23 protein-coding genes and 1 other annotated feature are annotated in these 23,221 nt (G+C 37.7%); of the genes, 22 read left to right on the top strand and 1 reads right to left on the bottom strand.

Translation table 11 applies throughout. From position 1 onward, the window contains the following. Nucleotides 1–2: 2 nt before the first annotated feature. Complete coding sequence (locus tag HMPREF1477_RS02140; protein ID WP_005378705.1) at nt 3–686, top strand: HAD hydrolase-like protein; 684 nt, start codon at nt 3–5, stop codon at nt 684–686. 106 nt (nt 687–792) lie between these two features. Here the strand turns inward: HMPREF1477_RS02140 and HMPREF1477_RS02135 are convergent, their stop codons facing one another. Beyond that, the gene (locus HMPREF1477_RS02135) at nt 793–1,299 is read right to left on the bottom strand and encodes an S-adenosylmethionine decarboxylase family protein (RefSeq protein WP_005378718.1); all 507 of its coding nucleotides are present in this window, start codon (nt 1,297–1,299) and stop codon (nt 793–795) included. 270 nt (nt 1,300–1,569) lie between these two features. Between HMPREF1477_RS02135 and HMPREF1477_RS02130 the strand changes: the two genes are divergently transcribed. The 21 genes from HMPREF1477_RS02130 to HMPREF1477_RS02030 all read left to right on the top strand — a co-directional run bounded on the left by HMPREF1477_RS02130 (nt 1,570) and on the right by HMPREF1477_RS02030 (nt 23,220). Then, the gene (locus HMPREF1477_RS02130; RefSeq protein ID WP_005378713.1) at nt 1,570–2,049 is read left to right on the top strand and encodes a CtsR family transcriptional regulator; all 480 of its coding nucleotides are present in this window, start codon (nt 1,570–1,572) and stop codon (nt 2,047–2,049) included. Nucleotides 2,050–2,055: 6 nt separating this feature from the next. After that, on the top strand, nt 2,056–2,595 hold the full coding sequence (locus tag HMPREF1477_RS02125) for a UvrB/UvrC motif-containing protein (RefSeq protein ID WP_005379925.1): 540 nt from the start codon (nt 2,056–2,058) through the stop codon (nt 2,593–2,595). Between the two features lie 10 nt (nt 2,596–2,605). Then, nucleotides 2,606–3,670, top strand: a complete 1,065-nt coding sequence (locus HMPREF1477_RS02120) for a protein arginine kinase (protein ID WP_005379919.1) — start codon at nt 2,606–2,608, stop codon at nt 3,668–3,670. Between the two features lie 156 nt (nt 3,671–3,826). Beyond that, on the top strand, nt 3,827–6,277 hold the full coding sequence (locus HMPREF1477_RS02115) for an ATP-dependent Clp protease ATP-binding subunit (protein ID WP_016475644.1): 2,451 nt from the start codon (nt 3,827–3,829) through the stop codon (nt 6,275–6,277). 155 nt (nt 6,278–6,432) lie between these two features. Next, nucleotides 6,433–7,809 carry a DNA repair protein RadA gene (radA, locus tag HMPREF1477_RS02110; protein WP_016475643.1) on the top strand — a complete coding sequence of 459 codons (1,377 nt, stop codon included), beginning with the start codon at nt 6,433–6,435 and terminating at the stop codon, nt 7,807–7,809. Between the two features lie 70 nt (nt 7,810–7,879). Further along, nucleotides 7,880–9,028, top strand: a complete 1,149-nt coding sequence (locus HMPREF1477_RS02105) for a PIN/TRAM domain-containing protein (RefSeq protein ID WP_016475642.1) — start codon at nt 7,880–7,882, stop codon at nt 9,026–9,028. After that, nucleotides 9,021–10,193, top strand: coding sequence for a 2-C-methyl-D-erythritol 4-phosphate cytidylyltransferase (gene ispD, locus HMPREF1477_RS02100; RefSeq protein ID WP_016475641.1), 1,173 nt, complete (start codon nt 9,021–9,023; stop codon nt 10,191–10,193). Before HMPREF1477_RS02105 ends, ispD begins: the two co-directional genes overlap by 8 nt. 2 nt (nt 10,194–10,195) lie before the next feature. After that, nucleotides 10,196–11,656 carry a glutamate--tRNA ligase gene (gene gltX / locus HMPREF1477_RS02095; RefSeq protein ID WP_005379940.1) on the top strand — a complete coding sequence of 487 codons (1,461 nt, stop codon included), beginning with the start codon at nt 10,196–10,198 and terminating at the stop codon, nt 11,654–11,656. A 118-nt stretch (nt 11,657–11,774) separates the two neighbouring features. Beyond that, nucleotides 11,775–12,728 carry a bile acid:sodium symporter family protein gene (locus tag HMPREF1477_RS02090; protein ID WP_016475640.1) on the top strand — a complete coding sequence of 318 codons (954 nt, stop codon included), beginning with the start codon at nt 11,775–11,777 and terminating at the stop codon, nt 12,726–12,728. Between the two features lie 264 nt (nt 12,729–12,992). Beyond that, a complete protein-coding gene (locus tag HMPREF1477_RS02085; RefSeq protein WP_016475598.1) occupies nt 12,993–13,922 on the top strand; it encodes an IS481 family transposase in 930 nt (309 codons plus the stop codon). 116 nt (nt 13,923–14,038) lie between these two features. Further along, nucleotides 14,039–14,244: a binding site (T-box leader), on the top strand. A gap of 49 nt (nt 14,245–14,293) precedes the next feature. Then, nucleotides 14,294–15,742: a cysteine--tRNA ligase gene (gene cysS / locus HMPREF1477_RS02080; RefSeq protein WP_005379871.1), complete on the top strand. Its 1,449-nt coding sequence runs from the start codon at nt 14,294–14,296 to the stop codon at nt 15,740–15,742. Then, entirely contained in the window at nt 15,732–16,217 is a 486-nt protein-coding gene (locus tag HMPREF1477_RS02075) for a Mini-ribonuclease 3 (protein WP_016475639.1), read from the top strand. Before cysS ends, HMPREF1477_RS02075 begins: the two co-directional genes overlap by 11 nt. Then, on the top strand, nt 16,210–16,947 hold the full coding sequence (rlmB, locus tag HMPREF1477_RS02070) for a 23S rRNA (guanosine(2251)-2'-O)-methyltransferase RlmB (RefSeq protein ID WP_005379873.1): 738 nt from the start codon (nt 16,210–16,212) through the stop codon (nt 16,945–16,947). The genes HMPREF1477_RS02075 and rlmB overlap by 8 nt, the downstream gene beginning before the upstream one ends. A 9-nt stretch (nt 16,948–16,956) precedes the next feature. Continuing rightward, complete coding sequence (locus HMPREF1477_RS02065) at nt 16,957–17,493, top strand: NYN domain-containing protein (protein ID WP_016475638.1); 537 nt, start codon at nt 16,957–16,959, stop codon at nt 17,491–17,493. Nucleotides 17,494–17,621: 128 nt separating this feature from the next. Next, complete coding sequence (sigH, locus tag HMPREF1477_RS02060) at nt 17,622–18,290, top strand: RNA polymerase sporulation sigma factor SigH (RefSeq protein WP_005379936.1); 669 nt, start codon at nt 17,622–17,624, stop codon at nt 18,288–18,290. A 5-nt stretch (nt 18,291–18,295) separates the two neighbouring features. Beyond that, on the top strand, nt 18,296–18,532 hold the full coding sequence (gene secG / locus HMPREF1477_RS02055) for a preprotein translocase subunit SecG (RefSeq protein ID WP_005377589.1): 237 nt from the start codon (nt 18,296–18,298) through the stop codon (nt 18,530–18,532). A gap of 70 nt (nt 18,533–18,602) precedes the next feature. Then, a complete protein-coding gene (gene rnr, locus HMPREF1477_RS02050) occupies nt 18,603–20,942 on the top strand; it encodes a ribonuclease R (RefSeq protein WP_005379918.1) in 2,340 nt (779 codons plus the stop codon). Nucleotides 20,943–20,973: 31 nt separating this feature from the next. Next, entirely contained in the window at nt 20,974–21,444 is a 471-nt protein-coding gene (smpB, locus tag HMPREF1477_RS02045) for an SsrA-binding protein SmpB (RefSeq protein WP_005377596.1), read from the top strand. Between the two features lie 21 nt (nt 21,445–21,465). After that, complete coding sequence (locus HMPREF1477_RS02040) at nt 21,466–21,846, top strand: glucosaminidase domain-containing protein (protein ID WP_005377606.1); 381 nt, start codon at nt 21,466–21,468, stop codon at nt 21,844–21,846. 154 nt (nt 21,847–22,000) lie between these two features. Beyond that, nucleotides 22,001–22,492 carry a hypothetical protein gene (locus HMPREF1477_RS02035; RefSeq protein WP_005379883.1) on the top strand — a complete coding sequence of 164 codons (492 nt, stop codon included), beginning with the start codon at nt 22,001–22,003 and terminating at the stop codon, nt 22,490–22,492. Next, nucleotides 22,492–23,220, top strand: coding sequence for a 6-carboxyhexanoate--CoA ligase (locus tag HMPREF1477_RS02030; RefSeq protein WP_016475637.1), 729 nt, complete (start codon nt 22,492–22,494; stop codon nt 23,218–23,220). The genes HMPREF1477_RS02035 and HMPREF1477_RS02030 overlap by 1 nt, the downstream gene beginning before the upstream one ends. Nucleotide 23,221 lies beyond the last annotated feature (1 nt).

Raw genomic sequence — 23,221 nt, 5'->3', positions numbered from 1 at the left:
TTATGAATAAGACCATTATTTTTGACTTGGATGGAACCTTAACAGATTCAGAAGAAGGAATTTTGAAGAGTGTCACATATGCACTCGAATCCTTTGGATATGAAATTCCACCTCATGAAACATTGTTATTATTCTTAGGCCCTCCACTTGTAGATTCATTTCAAGAACACTGTGGCATGGCATTAGAAGAAGCAGAAAAAGTATATAAAAAGTTTGGTGAACGCTATGGTACTATTGGTAAATTCGAAAATCAATTGTATCCTAACATCATCGACCTATTGGACAAGGTTAAAAATGAACATTATACTGTGGCCTTGGCTACGGCTAAGCCAGAAGTTTATGCACGCGAGATTTTAGATCATTTTTCTATTACACAATACTTTGATGTCATTGTAGGAGCCAATTACAAAGAAGGCTTGGTTCATAAGAAAGAGATTCTACAAAAGGCTATCGAATTGTGTGGTAATCCATTAACTGATGATACGGGACGTCGTCTCGTATACATGGTAGGGGATAGAAAATACGATGTTGAGTCAGGCAATGAATTAGGTTGTATATCTATAGGTGTTACCTATGGATATGGTACAGAAACAGAGTTAAACGATGCAAATGCAGAATATCTTTGCGATGATGTAGATGATATTGTTATGACCTTGGACTTAGAGGAAATGCTTGTTCGTAGATAAGACTATTAACGTTCATATTAAAAGGCTAGAGATTCGTCTCTAGCCTTTTTGACGCAGTAAAAAGACCTTGTTCGTATTGAGCAAGGTCTTTTAGATTTTTCTTATGTTATTTTTTTAGGCCACTTTTTTTAGCTAATGATTTGATAACCTTAGCGCTTTGTTTTTTGAGTTTGCCTCCAGTTTGTTTTAATTGGATACGTGTACGGAATACACGACCAAGTGTTGTAATTTTGGTTTTGCGACGCGGTTTCATATCGCGTTCGTTACCAAAATCGCCACGTTGGACAGTGGTTGCTTTTACCTTTTCAGATCCAAATGATTGACGTAAGGATTTCATAAATTGTGTAAGTGGTAGAGTACGATTGAAGGCGAATAAATCAACTGCTACATAACCCAATTCCGGATACGCATGTAATGTGAAGTGAAATTGTTTTGCAATAGCAAGAACGACAATTTCATCATCCATAACTTGATAGTTAATTTCGTCTAATTCAATATCTGCTAACTCAAATGCAGCAGCTACACTTTCTTGTACGGCTGCAGCGGAAGAGAGGGATTCTTCATTGCAAGAGTATAAATCTAGTAATAATTGATGACCTAATGCATCTGCCATTGTAGCACCTTCTTTCGTACATACGTTATTATATCTTTAATATTATACATTGAATTCTTATATTAGTCTATTCGTAGAAACATTTACGTACATACATTGATTTGGCGGCGTAATTCATATAATAAATTTACGTATTTTGGTAATAGTCAAATAATAATTTATAAAAATTTGACTTTATATTTGACAATAGTCAAATAGTCAAATATAATAAAACTATATTAAAAGAACAAAAAGACAAATTAAGAGATAAATTTATAAAGAGGTGTTATTATGAGCGTTATAGCTGATAAAATAGAAAAATTTATACTTAATAAATTAACAGAAGAACAAGAAAGATTGATTTTAAAGAGAAATGAGTTGGCCGATGAATTAGATTGTGCACCATCTCAGATTAGCTATGTATTGAGTACGCGTTTCTCTAATGAACGAGGATTTGATGTTGAATCTAGACGTGGATTAGGTGGATATATTAGAATTCGTAAGTTGCAACCAGAATCTTCTAATATGGTACCAGCAGTGACAACCTATCATATCTATGAAGGTCCAAATCGCGTGGAACGGTTAATCGATTTACGCGATGTTGATCAATCTTTATTTCAATTGTTACAAGATAATAAAATTACAAAGCGCGAGGCTCAAATGATGCATAATTCATTTGCCAGCATCATTGAACATGTAGATTATGAATCTAGAAATGATGCTATTCGCAATCTTTATGCATCCATGATAGAGACATTGCGGAAGGAGTGATGTCATATGAAATGCGATCATTGCCATACAAATGAAGCAACAGTGCATATGACAAATATCGTTAATAATCAAAAAACAGAACAACATTTATGTTCGTCCTGTGCTAATAAATTACAAAAAGATGGTAAGTTATCTCCATTTAGTTCTTTCGTAAATGATATTTGGGACAATGACTTTTTCTCCAATGATTTTTTCAAAAATATGGTGTACCCAGACCATATGTTGCAATCACAGCAGATGAAACGCTGTCCAAATTGTGGAAATACATTTGAAGATTTTAATCGATTTGGGAAATTTGGATGTCCTAGTTGTTACGAAACTTTTAAAAATCAGATTGCATCATTGGTTCAACGCATTCAAGGGTCAGTTGAATATGAAGGACGCGTACCAAACCAAGGGCATAATGTGTTTAAAGCACAATATGAAATTAAGCAATTACGACGTCAATTAGAAACGGCCATCGGTGATGAAAACTTTGAAGAAGCAGCTCAAATTAGAGATAAAATCAAAGCTTTAGAATCGAAGGTCGATAGTAAAGAAAATTGAGGAGGATAGTATGTTTGATAATATATTAGATGCAGCCCTTAGTAAATGGCTTCAACATACGCCATCCGATTCAGATCATATCGTTATTTCTAGTCGTATACGATTAGCTCGGAATTTTAGAGACACATTATTTACCAATAAAAATGATGGAGCCGCTCTACATCATGTTGATTCCATTGCACGTGGTTTGGTTACTACGTTAAAAAATTCCGACAATCAAGATTATTACTGTATTAGTCTTGATAAATTATCCGATACAGAGCGTGCTATTCTTGTGGAAAAACATTTGATTAGTCCTGTTATGGCTGAAAAAATGCCATATCGTAGCTTACTTGTATCCGATGACGCATCGGTAGCAATTATGGTTAATGAAGAGGACCATTTGCGCATACAAACTATGGAGGCGGGCCTGAATTTAATAGATGCTTTTCACCATGCAGAACGCATTGATGATGCTATTGATGAGAAGCAACCATTTGCATTTAATGAATCTTTTGGCTATTTAACTGCATGCCCAACGAATGTGGGTACCGGTTTACGCGCCTCTGTTATGCTTCATCTTCCTGCATTAGCAATGACTGGACGCATTAATCGTCTTGTTCGCAGTATTGTTCAGCTTGGCTATTCTGTGCGCGGTTTATATGGCGAAGGCTCTGAAGTATTAGGTCATATGTATCAGGTGTCTAATCAACGTACGATGGGCATTAGCGAAGCCGATACCATTGAGCAATTGACGAAAATTGTAGAAGGTATCATAGCAGAAGAGCGAAAATGTCGCCAAACATTGGTGCACAATGATAAAGATGGTCTTGAAGATCATTTGTGGCGGTCCTATGGTATATTGCGATATGCAAGGTCTATAAGTGGTCAGGAGTCCCTAGAAAAATTAAGCGATGTTCAATTAGGTGTAGATTTAAATATCTTACCAGCATGGTCGAACGATAGTTTTAATGAGTTGTTGGCTATTACAAGACCTAATTTTTTACTTAAATATATGGGAAAAGATGAGATAAGTCCTCAAGAATGCGATAATTATAGAGCAACAGTTATTAGAGAAAAACTTTCACAAAAATAATAAGTGATTTTCCTATTTTCTGTGATATTTAAGAATACTATTCATGGAGATATTCGAGAAATTCCATTTTATATAGATTGATAAAATGTACCTTCATTTCATGAATGAAGTTTATATAAAGAACGCAAACTGATGTTTGCGAACGAGGTAATACATATGATGCAACGGTTTACAGATGATGCACAACGAGTGATATCCTTCGCCCAAGAAGCGGCCTTAGAACTAGGGCATGACTATGTGGGAACGGAGCATGTACTCATCGGGCTCATAAAGGTTAAAAATGGTGTTGCCGCAAAGGCTCTTAATGAGCTTGGTCTCAGTGCAGAAACTATTATTGAAGATGTTGAAGAGCATATAGGACGAGGTAATAAGAAGGCTAGTTCCGTCTATATGACTCCCCGTGTAAAACATGTGCTAGAGTTAGCTGTTGAAGTGGCTAATCATATGAACCACAATTATGTGGGGACAGAACATATTCTATTAGGTCTGTTGAGCGATGGTGGTGGCGTAGCAGTAGGTATATTGCGCAATCATAATATTCGTGCAAATGATATTGTGGATACGATTCGAACAATTCTCGGCTCTTCTGACAGCGCTAGTCATAGTGCGGAAGATAGGAAAGATAATAGTTCATTAGGTGAACTTGCTGATTTTGGCACAGATTTAAATGAATCGGCTAAGCAAGGTAAAATTGACCCCGTTATTGGTCGGGATAAAGAGATAGCGAGGGTCATTCAAATTTTGAGCCGCCGCACTAAAAATAATCCGGTGCTTATCGGTGAACCAGGTGTAGGTAAAACGGCTATTGCAGAAGGGTTGGCTCAGCGCATCGTAAATGGTAATGTGCCAGAAATTCTGCGTAATAAGCGAATTATTTCATTGAGTATCAGTTCCATGCTAGCCGGTGCGAAATATCGTGGCGAATTTGAAGAACGATTGAAAAAAGCCATTGATGAAGTTCAAAAACATGACGATATGATTATATTCATCGATGAAATTCATACATTAGTTGGCGCTGGTGCCACTGAAGGCGCTATGGATGCAGCAAATATTTTAAAACCTGCATTAGCTCGCGGTGAGTTTCAAGTGATTGGCGCTACAACCTTGGATGAATATAAAAAACATATAGAAAAAGATGCTGCTTTAGAACGCAGATTTCAACCTGTTCTTGTTGGTGAGCCATCAGAGGAAGACGCACTTGAAATTTTAAAAGGATTACGTGATCGGTATGAGGCCTTCCATAAGGCAAAGATTACCGACGAAGCATTGGAAGCCGCGGTTTCACTATCCAGTCGTTATATTACGGATCGGTTCTTGCCAGATAAGGCTATTGATGTTGTCGATGAGGCAGCATCTAAGGTGCGGATGAAAGTGTTTTCTGCCGCACCCGATGTGAAAGCATTGGAGACACAATTAGCAGATGTAAAAAAGGAAAAAGAAGCTGCTGTAACCGCTCAAGAATTTGAGAAGGCAGCTGAGATGCGTGATGAAGAAAAGCGCATTGAAAAGGAAATTAACGATAAGAAAAATGCAGCTAAGGAAAACAGCGATGCTAAGTTAGTTGTTACTGATGAAGATATCGCTTCTGTAGTAGCACAATGGACAGGTATTCCTGTTTCTAAAATCGCACAGGAAGAATCTGAATCATTATTACATTTAGAAGAAGAGCTTCATAAACGCGTCATCGGTCAAGATGAGGCTGTTGTGGCTGTCTCCAAGGCTGTTCGCCGCGCGAGGGCCGGTCTAAAAGATCCTAAACGTCCTATTGGATCGTTCCTATTCCTAGGTCCTACAGGTGTTGGTAAAACCGAATTGGCTCGAGCTTTAGCTGTTGCCTTATTTGGTGATGAGACGGCGATGATTCGTCTAGATATGTCCGAATACATGGAAAAACATACCGTATCTCGCTTAGTTGGTGCGCCTCCGGGTTATGTAGGCTATGAAGAAGGCGGTCAATTAACAGATGCAGTACGCCGTAAACCATATAGTGTGATTCTTCTTGACGAAGTAGAAAAGGCCCATGCAGATTTCTTTAATATCTTATTGCAAGTTCTTGATGATGGTCGATTGACAGATAGTCAAGGTCGAACTGTTGATTTTAGGAATACTGTTATTATCATGACAAGTAATTTGGGTGCAAATGCACTTCGCAAGAGTTCTCCTGAGCTTGGATTCTTAGCTGCTAAGAAGTCCGATAGTGCATCTGATGCTTATAATGAGGTCAACTTTAAGGAAGCTAAAAAATCTGTTATGGATGCGGTAAAACGTCATTTCCGTCCTGAATTTTTGAATCGTATTGATGAAATGATTGTATTCCATGCTTTAACGTCAAATGATTTAAAACAAATTGTTACAATTTTAATGGATACTGTAGTAAAACGTCTTGGTGATATGGGACTATCTCTGGAAATTTCCCCAGCAGCTATGGATATGCTTGTGAAAGAAGGATCTGATTTCTCAATGGGCGCACGTCCATTGAAACGAGCTATTCAACGGTTGATTGAAGATCCTATTTCGGATCTGATTTTACAAGGTAATGCTCCTGAAGGTGCTACCATCAAGGCCGATGTAGAAGATGAACACATTATTGTAAAAGCTTCTAATTAATTGGGAATAGATATTGTTCTCATACAGTCTTTTATGTAAAATTTAATGTCAAAATGGTATACTATTAGTGATAATAGTTGACCGTAGTATTAATTATGCACAAAAGGTCATGAGTGAATTATCATTCATGACCTTTTACTTTTCATGGGGGTTGTATGGCAAAGGTAAAAACCGTTTTCTTTTGTAATAATTGTGGTGCTGAATCTGCCAAGTGGATGGGAAAATGCCCTCAATGCGGTGAATGGAATACACTAGTTGAAGAAGTGGTAAAAGATACTAAACACAGTCGTACACCATCTGTACGTGGTGTGGGCACCAATACGACTAAACCCGTGGCATTGCCAGATATTGAAATGTCAGCTGTATCTAGAATTCCTACGACTTATAAGGAAATAGATAGAGTACTTGGAGGCGGTATTGTTCCAGGTGCGTTAATGTTATTAGGTGGCGACCCTGGTATTGGTAAATCAACATTGCTTTTACAAGTATCTCAAAAGGTGGCCGATACAGTTGGTACTGTTTTATATGCATCTGGCGAAGAATCACAATTGCAATTAAAATTGCGAGCTGAACGTTTACATATTAATAGTGAACGATTACATGTTATAGCCGATACAGATTTAGATCATATTCTTGAGGTCGCATTAGAACAGAAACCATCGTTGCTGGTCATCGATTCTATACAAACAATGTTTACTGCAGATATCGAGGCAGCACCTGGTAGTGTTAGTCAAGTTCGTGAGTGTACATCTCGTTTATTACGATTTTGTAAGGAGCAGAATATTTCGACCATTATCATTGGTCACGTAACAAAGGAAGGCAATATTGCAGGGCCTCGTATGCTTGAACATATGGTGGATGTAGTACTTTATTTTGAAGGGGAACGCTCTTATCAGTTCCGCATATTACGAGCCATTAAAAATCGTTTTGGATCTACATCGGAAACCGGTATTTTTACCATGATTGAAGATGGTTTAGCAGAGCTTGCTAATCCGTCGGCGTCCTTGTTAGCTGAACGAGCTGATGATGAAAGTGGTAGTGCGGTCATGATTTATCTAGAAGGGGTTCGTCCCATTCTGGTAGAAGTTCAAAGTTTGGTAGCTACAACAGCATTTGGAATGCCAAGACGTACGGCTATTGGCTATGATTTGAATCGTCTAATTGTGCTACTAGCAGTATTGGAAAAACGGTGTGGCTTTACGCTGGGCAATAAGGATGTCTATGTCAATGTAATTGGTGGGTTAAAGGTTAATGAACCGGCTTGTGATTTATCGATGGCTGTTGCCATTGTATCTAATTTAAAAAATCGCGTAGTGCCTCATGACATGGTGATTCTTGGCGAGGTTGGATTGACTGGTAATGTTCGTAGCATTCCACGCATAGAACAACGGATTAATGAAGCTAAGAAATTGGGCTTTACAAAGTTTATTATCCCAGAAGGGAATTATAAGCAAATTAAGCATGATGATAAGTCCATTCAAATCCGGGGCGTTAAGTCCATTGCACAAGCGATGCAACTCGCATTTTCTTAATACATGTTATAGTTCATAGAAGGCTAATTCATAGAGTATAAACTCTATGGTATTTAAAGGAGGTGATGCCATGATTTATGGCATTTTACGGTATGTGATTGCTATCCTCATTGGTACAGCAGCATACGTAGGTATGGACAATTTAGCCCCTATTATTGATCCTTATTTAGTATCTCAATTTGCAAGCTTTGGTGATATGTCGCTCACTGTGGCACGTATTTCAGTTATTGTAATAGGTACGATTATTGGTATTTTAATAGGTTATTTTATTTCGTCCTTTATTTTAAAACAAGGTTTAGTCATTGCTAGACAATTGGAACGGGTATTAACACATATTCCTAACCAAGAATTGATTGCAGGTACCATCGGTTTATTATTTGGTCTTATTATTGCTAATTTAATTGGTGCAGCATTCAATCAGGTTCCTATTATTGGCCCCTATATTTCAATCATTTTAAGTGCCATTTTCGGTTATAGTGGTGTACGTTTGATGGCCCGTAAGGGACCTGAAATGTATCTTAACTATTTGAAGCAATGGAAACGCAGTGAGGCGGGGACTAAAAAAAGTAGAGGCTTCAACATGTTTGGATCTCACAAGTCCAGTGACTCTAATTCAACTGCAAAGTTATTAGATACTTCTGTTATTATTGATGGGCGTATTAAGGAGCTGTGCGCTACTGGGTTTATTGATGGCCCATTGGTTGTTCCTGTCTTTGTTTTAAATGAGTTACAAATTATTTCCGACTCCGCAGATGCGATGAAACGAAATCGTGGTCGTCGTGGGTTAGATATTTTGAAAGAAATGCAGGATGCAAAACTGGTACCTATTGAAATCGTAGAAGATGACTATGATGATTTACACGAAGTTGATTCTAAATTGATGCGATTAGCCTTAGAGAAACAATGGAAGCTCATGACAAATGATTTTAATCTCAATAAGGTAGCTCGTGTACAAGGTATTAAGGTTTTAAATTTAAACGAATTAGCCAATGTATTAAAACCGGCCCTCATTGCAGGCGAATGGATTCGCGTACAAGTGATGAAGGAAGGTAAAGAGATTCAACAAGGCGTTGCCTACTTAGATGATGGGACTATGATTGTCGTAGAAGATGGTCGTCCATATGTAGGTCAAGAGGTTGAGGTTATGGTTACATCCATTTTGCAAACAAGTGCAGGTCGTATGATTTTTGCGCGTGTAGATGGAGGTAAGCATGAGTAAAGTTAGCTGTATTGTATTAGCTGCTGGCGCGGGACGCCGAATGGGTCATGATGAGAATAAGATTTTCATTAAACTCGGTCAAAAATCGATTATTCAATGGACATTGAGCCATATTAATCAAGTGAAAGCAGTTAGTGAAGTCATTCTCGTCGTTGCTGATGGCGAAGCATCCTATATGGAGCAACATATTGCGTCATTAGGGCTTTCAAAATCAATTGAAATTGTTACAGGAGGCAAAGAGCGTCAAAATTCTGTGTATGCAGGTTTACAAGCGGTTGGCGATGATATAGATATTGTACTCGTTCACGATGGAGCTAGACCTTTAGCAAAGCCAGAGTTATTTGAACGTGTCATTGAAGGGGCAGAAACTCATGGTGCTGTGACTATAGGTGTACCATCTATAGATACGATTAAGCGTGTTGATATTGATGGACAGGTCTTAGAAACATTGAATCGCAATGAGTTGATGAACATTCAAACGCCACAAGGTTTCCAAAAAGATATATTCAAAGAGGCTCAAGAAACGGCTAAGCAAGATGCTTATTTAGGGACGGATGATGTATCCTTAGTTGAGTATATCGGCAAAGATGTGTATATTTTAGATGGCGATTACGAAAACATCAAGGTTACCACACCGAATGATATTGCGGTGGCTAAACGATATTTAGGAATCAAGGAGCAACGTATGCGCGTAGGTTTTGGCTATGATATTCATCAATTAAAGGAAGGAAGACCTTGTATCTTGGGCGGTGTTCATATTGAATCACCTGTTGGCCCTGATGGTCATTCTGATGCAGATGTGTTGATTCATGCGTTGATGGATGCCTTGCTTGGTGCTGCTGGTTTAAAGGATATCGGCTATTATTTTCCACCAGAAGATGATGCATATAAAGGGATTTCTAGCATGATTTTATTAAAACATGTGAATTCCTTGTTGAAAGAAAGAGGCTTAGAAGCCTATAATATAGATATTATGGTTATTTCTGAAACGCCAAAATTAAAGCCACACATCGATACGATGAAGGCTAATTTACAATCTGTTTTAGAAATTCCATTAGATCGCATTAGTATTAAGGCTACTACCAATGAAATGCTTGGTGCCATTGGGCGCCGTGAAGGCATTGCAGCACAGGCAGTAGTTTCCGTATATGAAGGAGAGGTTTAATTATGAAGGTACGTTTTGCACCAAGTCCAACAGGTCCATTTCATATTGGCGGTGCTCGATCCGCTTTGTTTAACTGGCTATTAGCACGTAAGGAAAAAGGTACGTTTGTACTTCGTATTGAGGATACAGATTTATCTCGTTCTACTCGTGAAAGTGAAGAAAATATTAAAGCATCTTTGCAATGGCTCGGTATGAATTGGGATGAAGGCATCGACGTAGGTGGTGAAAATGGCCCTTATCGTCAAACAGAACGTCTTGATTTATACAAAGAAGTAACACAACGCTTACTTGATGAAGATAAAGCTTATGAATGCTTCTGTACAGCTGAAGAACTTGATGAAGTACGTCAGGCGCAAATGGAACGCGGTGAAACCCCTAAGTATAATGGTCATTGCTGCCATCTTACAGAAGAAGAAAAAGAAAAATATCGTGCAGAAGGTAGAAAACCAACTATCCGTCTTCGCGTACCTTTGAATAAAACCTATGCATTCGACGATATGGTTCGTGGTCATGTATCTTTCGAGTCCAATGGTGTAGGTGACTTTGTAATCGTAAAATCCGATGGCATTCCTGTATATAACTTTGCCGTTGTAATGGATGACCACATGATGAAAATCACTCATGTTATTCGTGCGGAAGAACATTTATCCAACACACCTCGTCAAATGGCTATTTATGAAGCACTTGGTTGGGAAATTCCTACATTTGGTCATATCTCCTTGATTCTTGGCAAAGATTATAAGAAGATGTCTAAACGTCATGGTGCTACATCTGTTGATCAATACAAGCAATTGGGCTACTTGCCAGAAGCATTAGTAAACTTCTTGGCACTTCTTGGTTGGGCTCCAGAAGGTGAAGAAGAATTCTTTACACAAGATGAATTGATTCAAGCCTTCTCTATGGATCGCGTTGCTAAGAACCCAGCTGTATTTGATATCGATAAATTAAACCACATCAATTTCCATTACATGAAAAACTTGAGCGATGAAGAATTATTCCGCCTTTGCTTGCCACATTTAAAAGAAGTTGGTTTAGCTCCAGATAGCTTGAATCAATCTGATATTGATTGGTTAACATTACTTTGTTCTACATTCCGTGATCATATTAGCTTTGGTGCTCAAATTAAAGATCATGTAGGCATGTTCATGGGGGAAACAGTATTCCTCGAAGAAGGTCATGAAGAAGAGTTAAAGGCAGTGCTTAACGAGGAATCTGCGCCAACTGTATTGAATGCTTTCAAAGAAAAATTAGCAGACATGGACGAAGTTACACCAGAAGCCGTTAAAAAGGCTATCAAGGCTGTTATGAAAGAAACTGCTTTGAAAGGTAAATTTGTATTCATGCCATTGCGTGTTGCCTTGACTGGTCAAATGCATGGTCCTGACTTAAACAATATTGTTACATTGCTTGGTAAAGAAAAATGCTTACATCATTTAGACAATGTAGGTGCTTTAACTAAATAATAGAACTATTGAAAGGCTCTCATACCAATGGTGTGAGGGCCTTTGTTGTATATAATGTACAGATTTGCTATAATTATCGGCGTATTTTATTTTGATTTTTATGAAAGTGAGTGTTTTGATGAGTTTAATTCGATCTATTAACCATCTCTTCAATAGCTATCTATCTTGGATAGTTTTATTGATGGCCGTATTAGCTTATATGCTACCGACATTTTTTGCATGGATGACGCCATATGTGGCATATATGTTACAATTTGTTATGTTTGCCATGGGTTTAACGTTAACAGCACAAGTATTCCTTGATGTATTCAAACAGCCAATGAAGGTTATCCTCGTATCTGTCATTCAATTTTTATGGATGCCTTTAGCAGGCTTTTTAGTAGCTCTTATCTTTAACTTTCCACCGGAAATCGGGATTGGTTTTATCTTGTTAGGTGCATGTCCAGGTGGTACGGCTTCTAATGTAATGACATTCCTCGCTAATGGCAATGTGCCATTGTCCGTATCTGCTACAACTGTATCTACCTTGTTGGCTCCAATTTTAACACCATTATTCGTAGTATTGTACGCAGGTGCTACATCATCCATTGAAATTCAATTTATGCCAATGTTTATATCCATCGTTAAAATCGTATTGGTTCCAATCATTTTAGGTATTGTATTGAATTACTTTATTGGATCTAAAATTGAACCTGTTAAATCTGTATGTCCTACCATAGCAGCTATTGCAGTATTACTTATCTTGGCAGCCGTAACAGCGGTCAACCAAAAACAAATTGCTGAAACAGGTCTCATCATCTTTGTAGCTTGTTTAGTACAAAACTTGAGTGGTTATGTTGTTACATTCTTTATTTGTAAAATTCTTAACATCGATGTATCATCTCGTCGTGCTATGCAAATTGAAGTGGCTATGCAAAACTCTGCATTATCCGTTTCACTAGCGATGAAACATTTCACACCTCAAGCAGCGGTAGCTGGTGCTGTTTTCTCGATTATTCATAATTTTACAGGCTCTATTTTTGCCGGTATTTGCCGCAAACATGATGATAAAGAGAAGTTAGAACAAGCTTAGTCATTAACTTATTAAGTAAATCGTTCTAATAACTTATAATTGATAATATATTTCAATAAAATATACAGTTAAACCTCCATTTTCATAATCCTTAATATGTTTAATTCCCTTGATAAAGGGGCATATTCAATGGTTTTGAAGATGGAGGTTTTTCTTGTATGTAAGAGTATAATACATTTGTGACAAGTGAATAAAAAATGAGAAGGAACTCTGTTATAATGAAGTTGCTTAATCCAAACATTACAACAAAAGGAGTTCCTTCTCATGCATTCTATTATAACTGAAGAATTAAGATTTCGTAAACGAGTATGTGAATATGCTATAAAGTATGGAAATAATGCTGAAGCTGCACGTCGCTATCATACTAGTAGACAACAAGTACAACGTTGGGTGAAGCGTTTCGACGGGACTATTGATTCACTTCGATTGTATAGTCGTAAACCACATTCTCATCCTAATCAACACACTGAGGAAGAACTAGCACTTATCAAGCGTATGCATTCTAAGTTTAAACATGAAGGGCTGTCTCAAGTATATGTTGAGGCAAAAAAGCGTGGTTATAAACGCTCATATGGCTCTATGTGCCGACAAATCAGGTGTCATATTAAAGAGAAAAAGGTTGTTAAATCTGTTCCTAAAAGCAAGTGGAAACCGGATATAATAACATATCCAGGAGAAAAGGTTCAGATTGATATAAAATACGTACCTCGCGAGAGTTTAGCCTTTTCAACACAAGGAAAATCTTACTATCAACTTACAGCTATTGATGAGTTTTCTAGAAAGAGAATTCTAAAAATTATAGATGAAAAAAGTGTTACTAATACAAGTCGCTTCTTATTAAATTTAGAAGCCAAAATGGGATTTCCTATTCATACAATACAAACAGATAATGGTCGTGAATTTACAAACTATGGAGTAAAAGATCGAGAGTGTTTATTTGATATTGTATTAAAAAGATTAGGAATAGAGCATAAAACGACAAGACCATTTTCTCCGTGGCAGAATGGAAAGGTAGAGCGCAGTCATCGAATTGATAGTGAAAGATTTTATTCTCGTAAGTTTAATAGTATGGAGAGTTTTCTAAAAGCACATAGTCGATATGCTAATAGATATAATAACATTGCACAAAAAGTCTTAAACTTTAAATCACCAAACCAAGTTATAACAGAGTACTTTATGAATCAAAAGGCATAAGTATTTGTCACAAATGTTTGATTACTCTAGATTTGAAGATGGAGGTTTTTCTTGTAATTATTGACATTATATAGCATTATTGGTAAAATTATTTTATATCTTAATAAAGGTATACATTAAAAGCTAAGATTGAAAGAAGTACTCTACAACTAACTTTTTAGCGAGAACCGATGGTGGGAGGGTTTAAGGATAGGTAGACGAAATGCATTCATGAGCTGACATTCCGATTATAGGTAGGTTTGTCCGGTGACGCGCCGTTATGCGATGAGTGGGTACCACATTGGTGCCTAACAGAGTGGAACCGCGGACCATCGTCTCTGTATGAGATGAGGGTTCTTTTTTATTTTTCGAATATGGAGGCATCAGTATCGATGAGAGAAATTACAGTTTATAATACAATGACGCGCCAAAAAGAGGTATTTACGCCTGTAACACCAGGTGAAGCAAAGATGTATGTTTGTGGTGTGACACCATATAATCATCCTCATATTGGTAATGCTCGTCCTTTTGTAACGTGGGATGTAATTCGTCGCTACATGAAACATGTAGGATATAAAGTAACGTATGTACAAAACTTCACTGATGTAGACGACAAGATTATTAATACATCTAATGGTGAAGGCGTGGCATGGGACGTAATTGCTAATCGTTATATCGATAGCTATTTTGAAGTAATGGATGCACTCGGCGTAGAACGTGCCGATGTATACCCACGCGTATCTACTCATATCCCTGATATCCTTAAGATGATTGAGACTCTTATCGATAAGGGTTATGCTTATGAGCTAGATGGCGATGTGTATTTTAGCGTAGAAAAATTTGATCATTATGGTGAATTGTCTGGTCGTACATTAGATGATATGGAAGCAGGCGCTCGTATTGAAGTAGATGGTCGTAAAAAGAACCCTATGGACTTTGCACTTTGGAAAGCTGCCAAGCCAGGTGAACCATTCTGGGAAAGTCCTTGGGGCAACGGTCGTCCAGGTTGGCATATTGAATGTTCCGCTATGAGCCAAAAATATTTAGGCGAAGAATTTGATTTCCATGGTGGTGGTAGTGATTTGATTTTCCCTCATCATGAGAATGAAATTGCTCAATCTGAAGGCTGTTCTGGTCATCATCCTTCTGTAAAATACTGGTTGCATAATGGATTCATTACGATTAATTCCGAAAAAATGTCTAAATCCTTGAACAATTTCTTCTTGGTGAAAGATATTTTGGAACAATATAGTCCAGATGCTTTACGTTACTTCTTACTTAGCACACATTATCGTAGCCCATTGGATTTCTCCGATGAACGCTTAGAAGAAGCAAATAAATCTTTGGAACGATTAGGTACTGCTATCGAAAATCTTTTATATCTTGAAAAATGTGAAGCTGGCCCTTGTGACGATGCTCAACGTTTATTAGAAAAAGCTAAAGAATATGAAGAAGAATTCGAAGCCGCTATGAGCGATGATTTTAACACTGCATTAGCTACATCTAGTATGTTTGGTCTTGCTAAGGAAATTAATATTTACTATCAAGTTGTAACAGGTAGAGAAGGCGTTGTTTGCCAAGATGCTATCGCAGAGGTAAAACGTATCTTCAAATTTATGACAGAGGTTATTGGCGTATTAGAAAAAGCTTGGGAAGGTAATACTGGTGCTGACGCAGCAGAATACGAACAATTGATGGATGTTATTCTATCTGTTCGTCAAGCATGCCGTGAGCAAAAACAATGGGCGCTTGCGGATTGTATTCGCGATCGATTAGCTGAAATTGGTATTACTATTGAAGATTCCCCTACAGGAGCACGGTGGAAAAAGCGTGAAATTTAAGCAATTTCAATTTCTGAAACAAGAAGCTATAAAAAAATTAATACTCTTAGATATGGAGGACCATTCTTTTGTATCTAAACCAGCATCTGAAGTATTAGCTTCAGATGCTGTTATGTTGGCCTATATTGGTGATGCTGTGTATTCTATGTACATTAGACAACGTGTTGTAGAAATGAGTATTTCAAAGGTTCAGGTTCTACATACATTGGTAACCGAATTTATTTGTGCAAAATCTCAGTCAAAAGTATTGGATCAATTAGAATCAGTGCTTACAGAGAATGAACAAATTATTGCTAGACGAGCCAGAAATAGTAATGTCAATGTACCTAAGAGTAGTTCTGTACGAGAATATCGAAATAGTACCGCCTTTGAAGCAGTCCTTGGTTTCCTATATGAAACAGGTCAGCAGGACCGACTTAATGAATTGATGAAAGAGGCCTATTCTATTACATTAAGAGGACTTTCACATGGATAATTATATTGTAGGCAGAAATGCCGTAAAGGAAGCATTAAAAGCAGGCCGTTCTATACAACGCATTTTAGTGAGTGACGATAAAATTAAAACGGGTTTATCTGATATCGTGGGTCTAGCGAAATCCAAGGGGATAGAGGTTCGTCCCACACCTGTTAAACAGATGAATCGATATGAAACGGATGTACCTCATCAAGGTGTTATTGCATTTGTTAATGCTGTAGAATTCAAAGACCTTGGAGAAGTACTGCAAGAGTCGAATCATGAGAATCCATTGCTTATCTTAACGGATGGTGTAGAGGATCCTCATAATATGGGGGCTATTATCCGGACCGCTGAATGTGTGGGAGCTACTGCGGTTTTAATTCCCAAACGTCATAATGCACCAATTAACGCAACGGTTGCCAAAACATCTGCTGGGGCAGTGGAACAAATTCCCCTTGTTCAAGTTGGCAATGTTACACAAACGATTAAACAGCTTCAAAAGCAAGGATTTTGGGTTCTTGGTGCTCATATGGAAGGTGACCGTACCTTGTATGAAGCCGATTTAACTATACCTACCGTCCTTGTTATTGGAAATGAAGGTAAGGGGATTAGTCGTGTCGTAAAAGAAGCTTGTGATTTCCTAGTTACTATCCCTATGTATGGTAATTTAAATTCTTTAAATGCATCTGTAGCAGCTGCTATTCTCATGTATGAAGCAGTTCGACAACGGACTATGAAGGTAAAATAGAGGTGCTACATGTTAAAGGATATTTTAATCGTCGATGGGTATAATGTCATCTTCGCATGGCAAAGTTTAAAAAAACTGGCTAATGAATCCTTGGAACACGCTCGAATGGAATTACGTAATCAGCTTTTAAACTATGGTAAATTTAAAGGCTATGAGGTTATACTCGTGTTTGATAGTAAATATACTAAGTCGATAGCGAGTATCGAAGAAATCACTAAAGGGTTTATAGAAGTATATACCGATGATGGTGAAACAGCAGATTCTTTTATTGAACGAGAAGTATTCTTGCGTCAAGGTAAGTATACTAATGTATACGTCGTTACTTCTGACGGGGCTGAACAAAATCAAATATTAGGTTCTGGTGGACTTCGGATTCCAGCAAGAGAATTGCAAAATGATATGCGTCTTGCCAAGCAAGAGGAACGCTTGCAATATACACATAAACATCATCGTGACCAAATGGTACTCAGGAGAAATGAGGTATATGACCACTTAGATCCCGATGTGGCTAAAAAATTAGAAGCTATACGGAGAGGTACAAAGTAAGCACAACAGATAGACCTGCTGTAGTAGTATGAAGTACATTCTATTTCATAAATATTGCAGAACATATATAATTCAAGTATAATAACATATATTGGTATTTCTACAATATGTGATTGTATGGAGGACCTATGAACAATTTTCATATGCAACAGTCCGATTACAATTTCAAAGAAATGACTGATGAGCAAGTTGTGGTCATAGCTCAACAAGAGCAAAATGAGTTTGCAATCGACTATATAGTCAATAAATATAAAAATTTTGTGCGCGCTAAGGCGCGTACCTATTTTCTTGTAGGTGCCGATCGAGATGATATCATTCAAGAAGGCATGATTGGCTTGTATAAGGCTACTCGTGATTTTAGACATGATAAATTAGCCTCTTTTCGGGCCTTTGCAGAACTATGTATTACACGGCAAATTATTACGGCCATAAAATCTGCGACGCGTCAAAAGCACGCACCACTCAATTCTTATATTTCTTTAAATAAACCTGTGTATACAGAAGAGTCTGAACGGACCTTGTTAGAAATGCTTTCATCAGCACGAAGTACAAATCCAGAGGACCTCATTATTAGCCAAGAAGAGCTAGATGATATAGAAAAAAACATAGGACATATTTTAAGTGATTTAGAGTGGCAAGTGTTAGAAGGCTATTTAGATGGTAAATCATATCAGGAGATGGCAAAAGGTACTGATCGTAGCATCAAGTCGATTGATAATGCTTTACAAAGGGTTAAACGTAAATTAGAGAAGTTTTTGGAACATCGTGTATTAGATGTTCCTACACAGGAAGGATGACTATTGTGACAAATTTTTTGATGGTTTTAGAAATCATTGTGTCCATTTTATTGATTGTTGTTGTAATTGCTCAAACTAGTAAGAGTTCTGGTATGGGCGGTGCCGTTTCTGGTGCGGCAGATTCTACATTCGGCGGTAAAGAACGCGGCTTAGATGGGTTCTTATCTCGCTGTACAATCATTTTAGGTATTATCTTTGCTGTGTTGAGCTTAGTTCTAGGGGCAATGATTAACCAATTCTAATTTGAAAGCCTGCCTAGCAGGCTTTTCTTTTTTTCAGCATATATGAATACTATGCAAAGGAGGTGTTTATATGAAAGAAAAAGTGTTAGCGTTTTATAAATCTATTTATCCCCATACGTATCATATCGATGATGCTGCTATGGATTGTCATATTAAGGGCGGCCGTGAATTGGATGCCTTTATGGATGCTGCTAGAGAACTATTAAAAGAGGGGCGTTTAAGCTTTATACGAAAAGATGTATATGCCTATAATAATGATACAGAATTTATTGAAGGAATTTACAAGGGATATAGAAAATCCTTTGGATTTGTTATTACTGCTCCTGATGAAGAGGATGTGTATATAGCAGAACAAAATAAGGGCACTGCTATGCATAATGATAAGGTTCGGGTACGTATTATCACATCTCGTGATTCACGCCATAAACGAGAAGGTGTTATAACTGAAGTCATAGAACGAGCTAATGAAACTGTTGTAGGTACCTATGATAGACAGCATTCCTTTGGATTTGTCATCCCTGATGATGAACGATTGGGAACAGATATTTACGTTGACTTACATAATACCTTAGATGCTCGTAGTGGTGCTAAGGTGCTTGTAAAAATTATCAAATGGCCAGAAGGCGATAAGAAACCAGAAGGTGTCATTACAGAAGTATTAGGCTACAAAGGTGACGTAGGTCTTGATATTAACTGTATTATGGCTAATTATGACTTGCCATTTTCTTTTCCAGAAGATGTTGTGAAAGCGAGTCAACATATTAATACGACCATTACAGATGATCCTAAACGTTGGGATTTACGCGACGTGCCAATGGTTACCATCGATGGTGAAGATGCAAAGGACCTTGATGATGCTGTGAGTGGTCGTAAACTTGATAATGGTACCTATGAACTAGGTGTACATATTGCCGATGTAAGCCATTATGTAGTGTCGCAAAAGGCTATCGATAGAGAAGCCTATAAACGCGGTACATCTGTCTATCTAGTCGACAGAGTTATCCCCATGTTACCAGAGGTACTATCCAATGGTATCTGTAGTTTAAACGCTGGCGAAGATCGGTATGCCATGACATGTATGATGGAAATTGATACACAAGGCAAGGTTGTTAACTATCGGATTCAACCATCTATCATCCATGTGAATCGCCGTTGCAGTTATAAAGAGATTTATAAAGCATTAACCGAAGATATTATTCCTGATGACTTGGCACCTCTTATGCCGATGATTCACAATTTATCTGACATCGCAAAAACTTTAAATGATATGCGCCGTCGTCGTGGTGCACTGGATTTTGATTTCCCTGAATATAAGGTGCTTTTAGATACAGAAGGCATACCATTGCGCATCGTACGTCGCGACCGGACATTAGCAGAACGTCTTATTGAAGAGTGTATGCTTATTGCAAACGAAACGGTAGCTACTCATCTCAAGAATACAAACCGTATGAGTGTATATCGTATCCATGAAACACCGAGCGAAGAAAAGATGAGTATGTATCAAAAGGTACTCAATTATTTAGGTCAAGATATTCGATTACATCTTGATGAATTGGAACCACGCGTGTTCCAACATATTTTAGATGCTGTTAAGGGAACGGATATTGAACAAGTGGCTCAAATCATGACATTGCGTTCCATGCAACAAGCTAAATATAGCATCGATAATGCAGGTCATTTTGGGTTGGCATCGAAATGCTACACACACTTTACATCGCCTATTAGACGATATCCAGATCTCATGGTACATCGCTTATTAAAAGCTGATATGGGATGGCCTGATGGATATGCAAACCGCGATACTAAAACAGAATTTTTAGAACGTGCTGCTGTCCATTCTTCAGAACGTGAACAAGTGGCTGTAGCTGCTGAGCGCGACACAGTCGATTTAAAGAAAACCCAATATATGGTTCCATTTATTGGCGAAGTCTTTGAGGGTAAAATATCTAGCATCACATCCTTTGGTATGTTTGTAGAGTTAGATAATGGTATCGATGGTCTTGTTCATATGAATATGATGACTGATGATTACTATTTTTACGATGAAGAACATTTCCTATTAGTTGGCAAGCGCACGGGTCAAATCTATCATTTAGGTGATACGGTAACGGTGACATTGGTGAAAGCTGATGTAGAAAAACGTCAAATCGATTTCGTACTTGGCGAAGTGGATAATCTTATGAGAATTCAAGAAATGATGAAGAATTCCGAAGGTTATGTAGGGGTAAGAGAAAAGAAACCGTTTGGTCGTTCTGGTATCTCTAAACAATCCAAACGAAAAGGCAAGGGACATAGCAAGTCTTCTAAACGAAGAGAACGATATTCTGGCTTATCTAGTGTTACAAAGCATAAAAAGGGACGCAAAGACCATAAGGCGTCTAAGAAAAAAGTAAAGAAACGTAAACGATAATAAAAATATTAATACCTATTGTGAGGTGACTATGGCAAAGAAAGATGCTCCATCATTAATTGCAGATAACCGTAAGGCACGTCATGATTTTAATATTCATGAAACCTATGAAGCGGGCATCGCATTGACGGGAACAGAGATTAAATCAATTCGCCAAGGTAAATTAAATCTTAAGGATAGCTTTATCCGCATTGATAAGGGCGAAATGCTTCTCTACGGTGTTCATATCAGTCCTTATGAACAGGGCAATCGCTTTAATCATGAGCCTGAGCGAACACGTAAACTATTGATGCATAAATCGGAAATAAAAAAATTATTCCAACAAGTGAAAGAAAAGGGATTCTCCTTGATTCCGTTGAACTTTCATTTTAGCCGTGGCTATGTGAAGGTAACGGTTGGTCTTGTAACAGGCAAAAAATTGTACGATAAACGCCAAGATATGGCAGAACGGGATGCAAAACGTGACATTGCTAAGCGTTTAAAGGAACAACAAAAATACTGATATATAATAGGAGGATGTTTAGTGGAAGTTAATCAATACTTTTATAGTTTGGCAAAAATATCAGCTCAAAAAGCAGCTGAAAACGGAGTACATGTAGATCCTAAATTTATATATACTCAATGGTATATTGAAACAGGTGGGTTTACATCTCAACTACAAGCAACACATCATAATCTAGGTGGTGTTACAGCATCAGATGGCAGCTGGAGACATTTTACGGATTTTATTGATTTTGCCAACTATTTTGGCAATTACTTGACATACTATAGAGAAGATGGCATGACAAATGCTACATCTTTGTATTCGTATATCAATGCCTTGTATAATGGCGGATACTTTACAGCAGATTTTAATTCCTATTATGGCTCTGTATTACAAGTATTTAATACAATCAATTTCTAAATATGTTAAGGGACTGTGTTACAGTCCCTTATTTTTATGCATATTGTTAACTTAATACAAAATATAAGTTGATAAATATCACATATTTTTTTATAATGTAAACAAAGTGTGATTTATTTAGTTGACAATGTAAGTATATGAAGAGGTGAATACTATGAGTCAAATTCGTCAAATCACAGAAATCGGTATTCTAACAGCTATGATTACAATCTTAGGAGCCATCAAGATTCCTAATCTCGTGCCGGGGATTGAGTTCCAGTTATCGGCTCCACTAGCAGTGGCAATTTGCGCGGCCTTTGGATTTAAAAAGTATATCATCAGCGGTTGTTTATCCAGCCTTATCGGATTGGCATTGGGAACGCAAAATTTTCTAAGTGTTGCTATTGCTATGCAGTTTAGATTGGTTGTTGGTTTCTTATTATGGATTTGCAAAAATCATATGCTTGGTGTAATCCTAAGTGGTCCTATTGCATCTACAGTGGCTCGATTAACATTATCCGTCTATGTAGGTAAAGGTGCTCTCGCTATGGTTATGCTGGCTGTACCAGGTATGATTTTTACCGCTATTGTAGCGCCTATCATGACTGCCGTATTTAAAAAGGTTGTATCCGCTGCCACACATAGTGCACCTCGAAGGGTTGTGTAATGATGGGGCTATATAGTATTCGTATGCGTGGAGCAGAAGGGGGGCCTCATGAAGAAGGGGGGCGCCATATATCTGGGGCTGAACGCATTGTCGATGAACGTGATTTAGAATCTGTAGCATCCTCTTTAATTCATCGTGCATTGCATCATAGTAAAGGAAAATCAGATTTTATAAATATTCGTATAGACGCGGTTCACGATGAAGATATTACATATGTTGATTGTATTGATGTTGATGAACATGAGACTTCATCGGTAAAAGAATCACATGAATTAGCAAAAAACTTACTACAGTCTGTAGTGAGCCATAAGGCAGTAGAAAATGCTTTCACAGAACTAGGCCAACTACCAGGTAATATGCGTGGTGCCATTCTGATGGATGCCAATACAGGTGTGCGATTGGATCAAGATACTATGCGCGGTGTTCGCGTAAGTCATATGGATGCGTGTGGCAACGAAACAAGATCTATGAATGTGCATATGCGTGAAGCACTAGTACTAGCCACAAAGGTGCAGTCATGTCCTGGTATTGTAGGTGAACTTTGTTGGTCCGACGATCCAGATTATACAGTTGGGTATGTAGCATGTAATGGCATATATCATCGCATTCCGAATATGAAAGAAATGGGAAATCCTATCGGGGGCCGTGTATTTTTTGTAGATACAAATAGGCCTATTCGTGAAATTGTTGATTATTTAGAGAATACAACAGTATTGGTACGGTGGTAGC

Origin of the sequence: Veillonella sp. HPA0037 (assembly GCF_000411535.1) — a bacterium.
Classification (GTDB): domain Bacteria; phylum Bacillota; class Negativicutes; order Veillonellales; family Veillonellaceae; genus Veillonella; species Veillonella atypica.
This window is presented reverse-complemented; position numbering and strand designations above follow the sequence as displayed.

Excerpts from the sequence above, each read along its gene's own strand:
- rlmB (WP_005379873.1), top strand. The coding sequence starts at position 16,210 with ATGGATAATTATATTGTAGGCAGAAATGCCGTAAAGGAAGCATTAAAA.
- HMPREF1477_RS02125 (WP_005379925.1), top strand. The coding sequence starts at position 2,056 with ATGAAATGCGATCATTGCCATACAAATGAAGCAACAGTGCATATGACA.
- HMPREF1477_RS02090 (WP_016475640.1), top strand. The coding sequence starts at position 11,775 with ATGAGTTTAATTCGATCTATTAACCATCTCTTCAATAGCTATCTATCT.
- smpB (WP_005377596.1), top strand. The coding sequence starts at position 20,974 with ATGGCAAAGAAAGATGCTCCATCATTAATTGCAGATAACCGTAAGGCA.
- HMPREF1477_RS02120 (WP_005379919.1), top strand. The coding sequence starts at position 2,606 with ATGTTTGATAATATATTAGATGCAGCCCTTAGTAAATGGCTTCAACAT.
- HMPREF1477_RS02115 (WP_016475644.1), top strand. The coding sequence starts at position 3,827 with ATGATGCAACGGTTTACAGATGATGCACAACGAGTGATATCCTTCGCC.
- rnr (WP_005379918.1), top strand. The coding sequence starts at position 18,603 with ATGAAAGAAAAAGTGTTAGCGTTTTATAAATCTATTTATCCCCATACG.
- HMPREF1477_RS02085 (WP_016475598.1), top strand. The coding sequence starts at position 12,993 with ATGCATTCTATTATAACTGAAGAATTAAGATTTCGTAAACGAGTATGT.
- HMPREF1477_RS02105 (WP_016475642.1), top strand. The coding sequence starts at position 7,880 with ATGATTTATGGCATTTTACGGTATGTGATTGCTATCCTCATTGGTACA.
- HMPREF1477_RS02135 (WP_005378718.1), bottom strand. The coding sequence starts at position 1,299 with ATGGCAGATGCATTAGGTCATCAATTATTACTAGATTTATACTCTTGC.
- radA (WP_016475643.1), top strand. The coding sequence starts at position 6,433 with ATGGCAAAGGTAAAAACCGTTTTCTTTTGTAATAATTGTGGTGCTGAA.
- gltX (WP_005379940.1), top strand. The coding sequence starts at position 10,196 with ATGAAGGTACGTTTTGCACCAAGTCCAACAGGTCCATTTCATATTGGC.
- HMPREF1477_RS02140 (WP_005378705.1), top strand. The coding sequence starts at position 3 with ATGAATAAGACCATTATTTTTGACTTGGATGGAACCTTAACAGATTCA.
- HMPREF1477_RS02035 (WP_005379883.1), top strand. The coding sequence starts at position 22,001 with ATGAGTCAAATTCGTCAAATCACAGAAATCGGTATTCTAACAGCTATG.
- HMPREF1477_RS02030 (WP_016475637.1), top strand. The coding sequence starts at position 22,492 with ATGATGGGGCTATATAGTATTCGTATGCGTGGAGCAGAAGGGGGGCCT.
- ispD (WP_016475641.1), top strand. The coding sequence starts at position 9,021 with ATGAGTAAAGTTAGCTGTATTGTATTAGCTGCTGGCGCGGGACGCCGA.
- HMPREF1477_RS02065 (WP_016475638.1), top strand. The coding sequence starts at position 16,957 with ATGTTAAAGGATATTTTAATCGTCGATGGGTATAATGTCATCTTCGCA.
- cysS (WP_005379871.1), top strand. The coding sequence starts at position 14,294 with ATGAGAGAAATTACAGTTTATAATACAATGACGCGCCAAAAAGAGGTA.
- HMPREF1477_RS02130 (WP_005378713.1), top strand. The coding sequence starts at position 1,570 with ATGAGCGTTATAGCTGATAAAATAGAAAAATTTATACTTAATAAATTA.
- sigH (WP_005379936.1), top strand. The coding sequence starts at position 17,622 with ATGAACAATTTTCATATGCAACAGTCCGATTACAATTTCAAAGAAATG.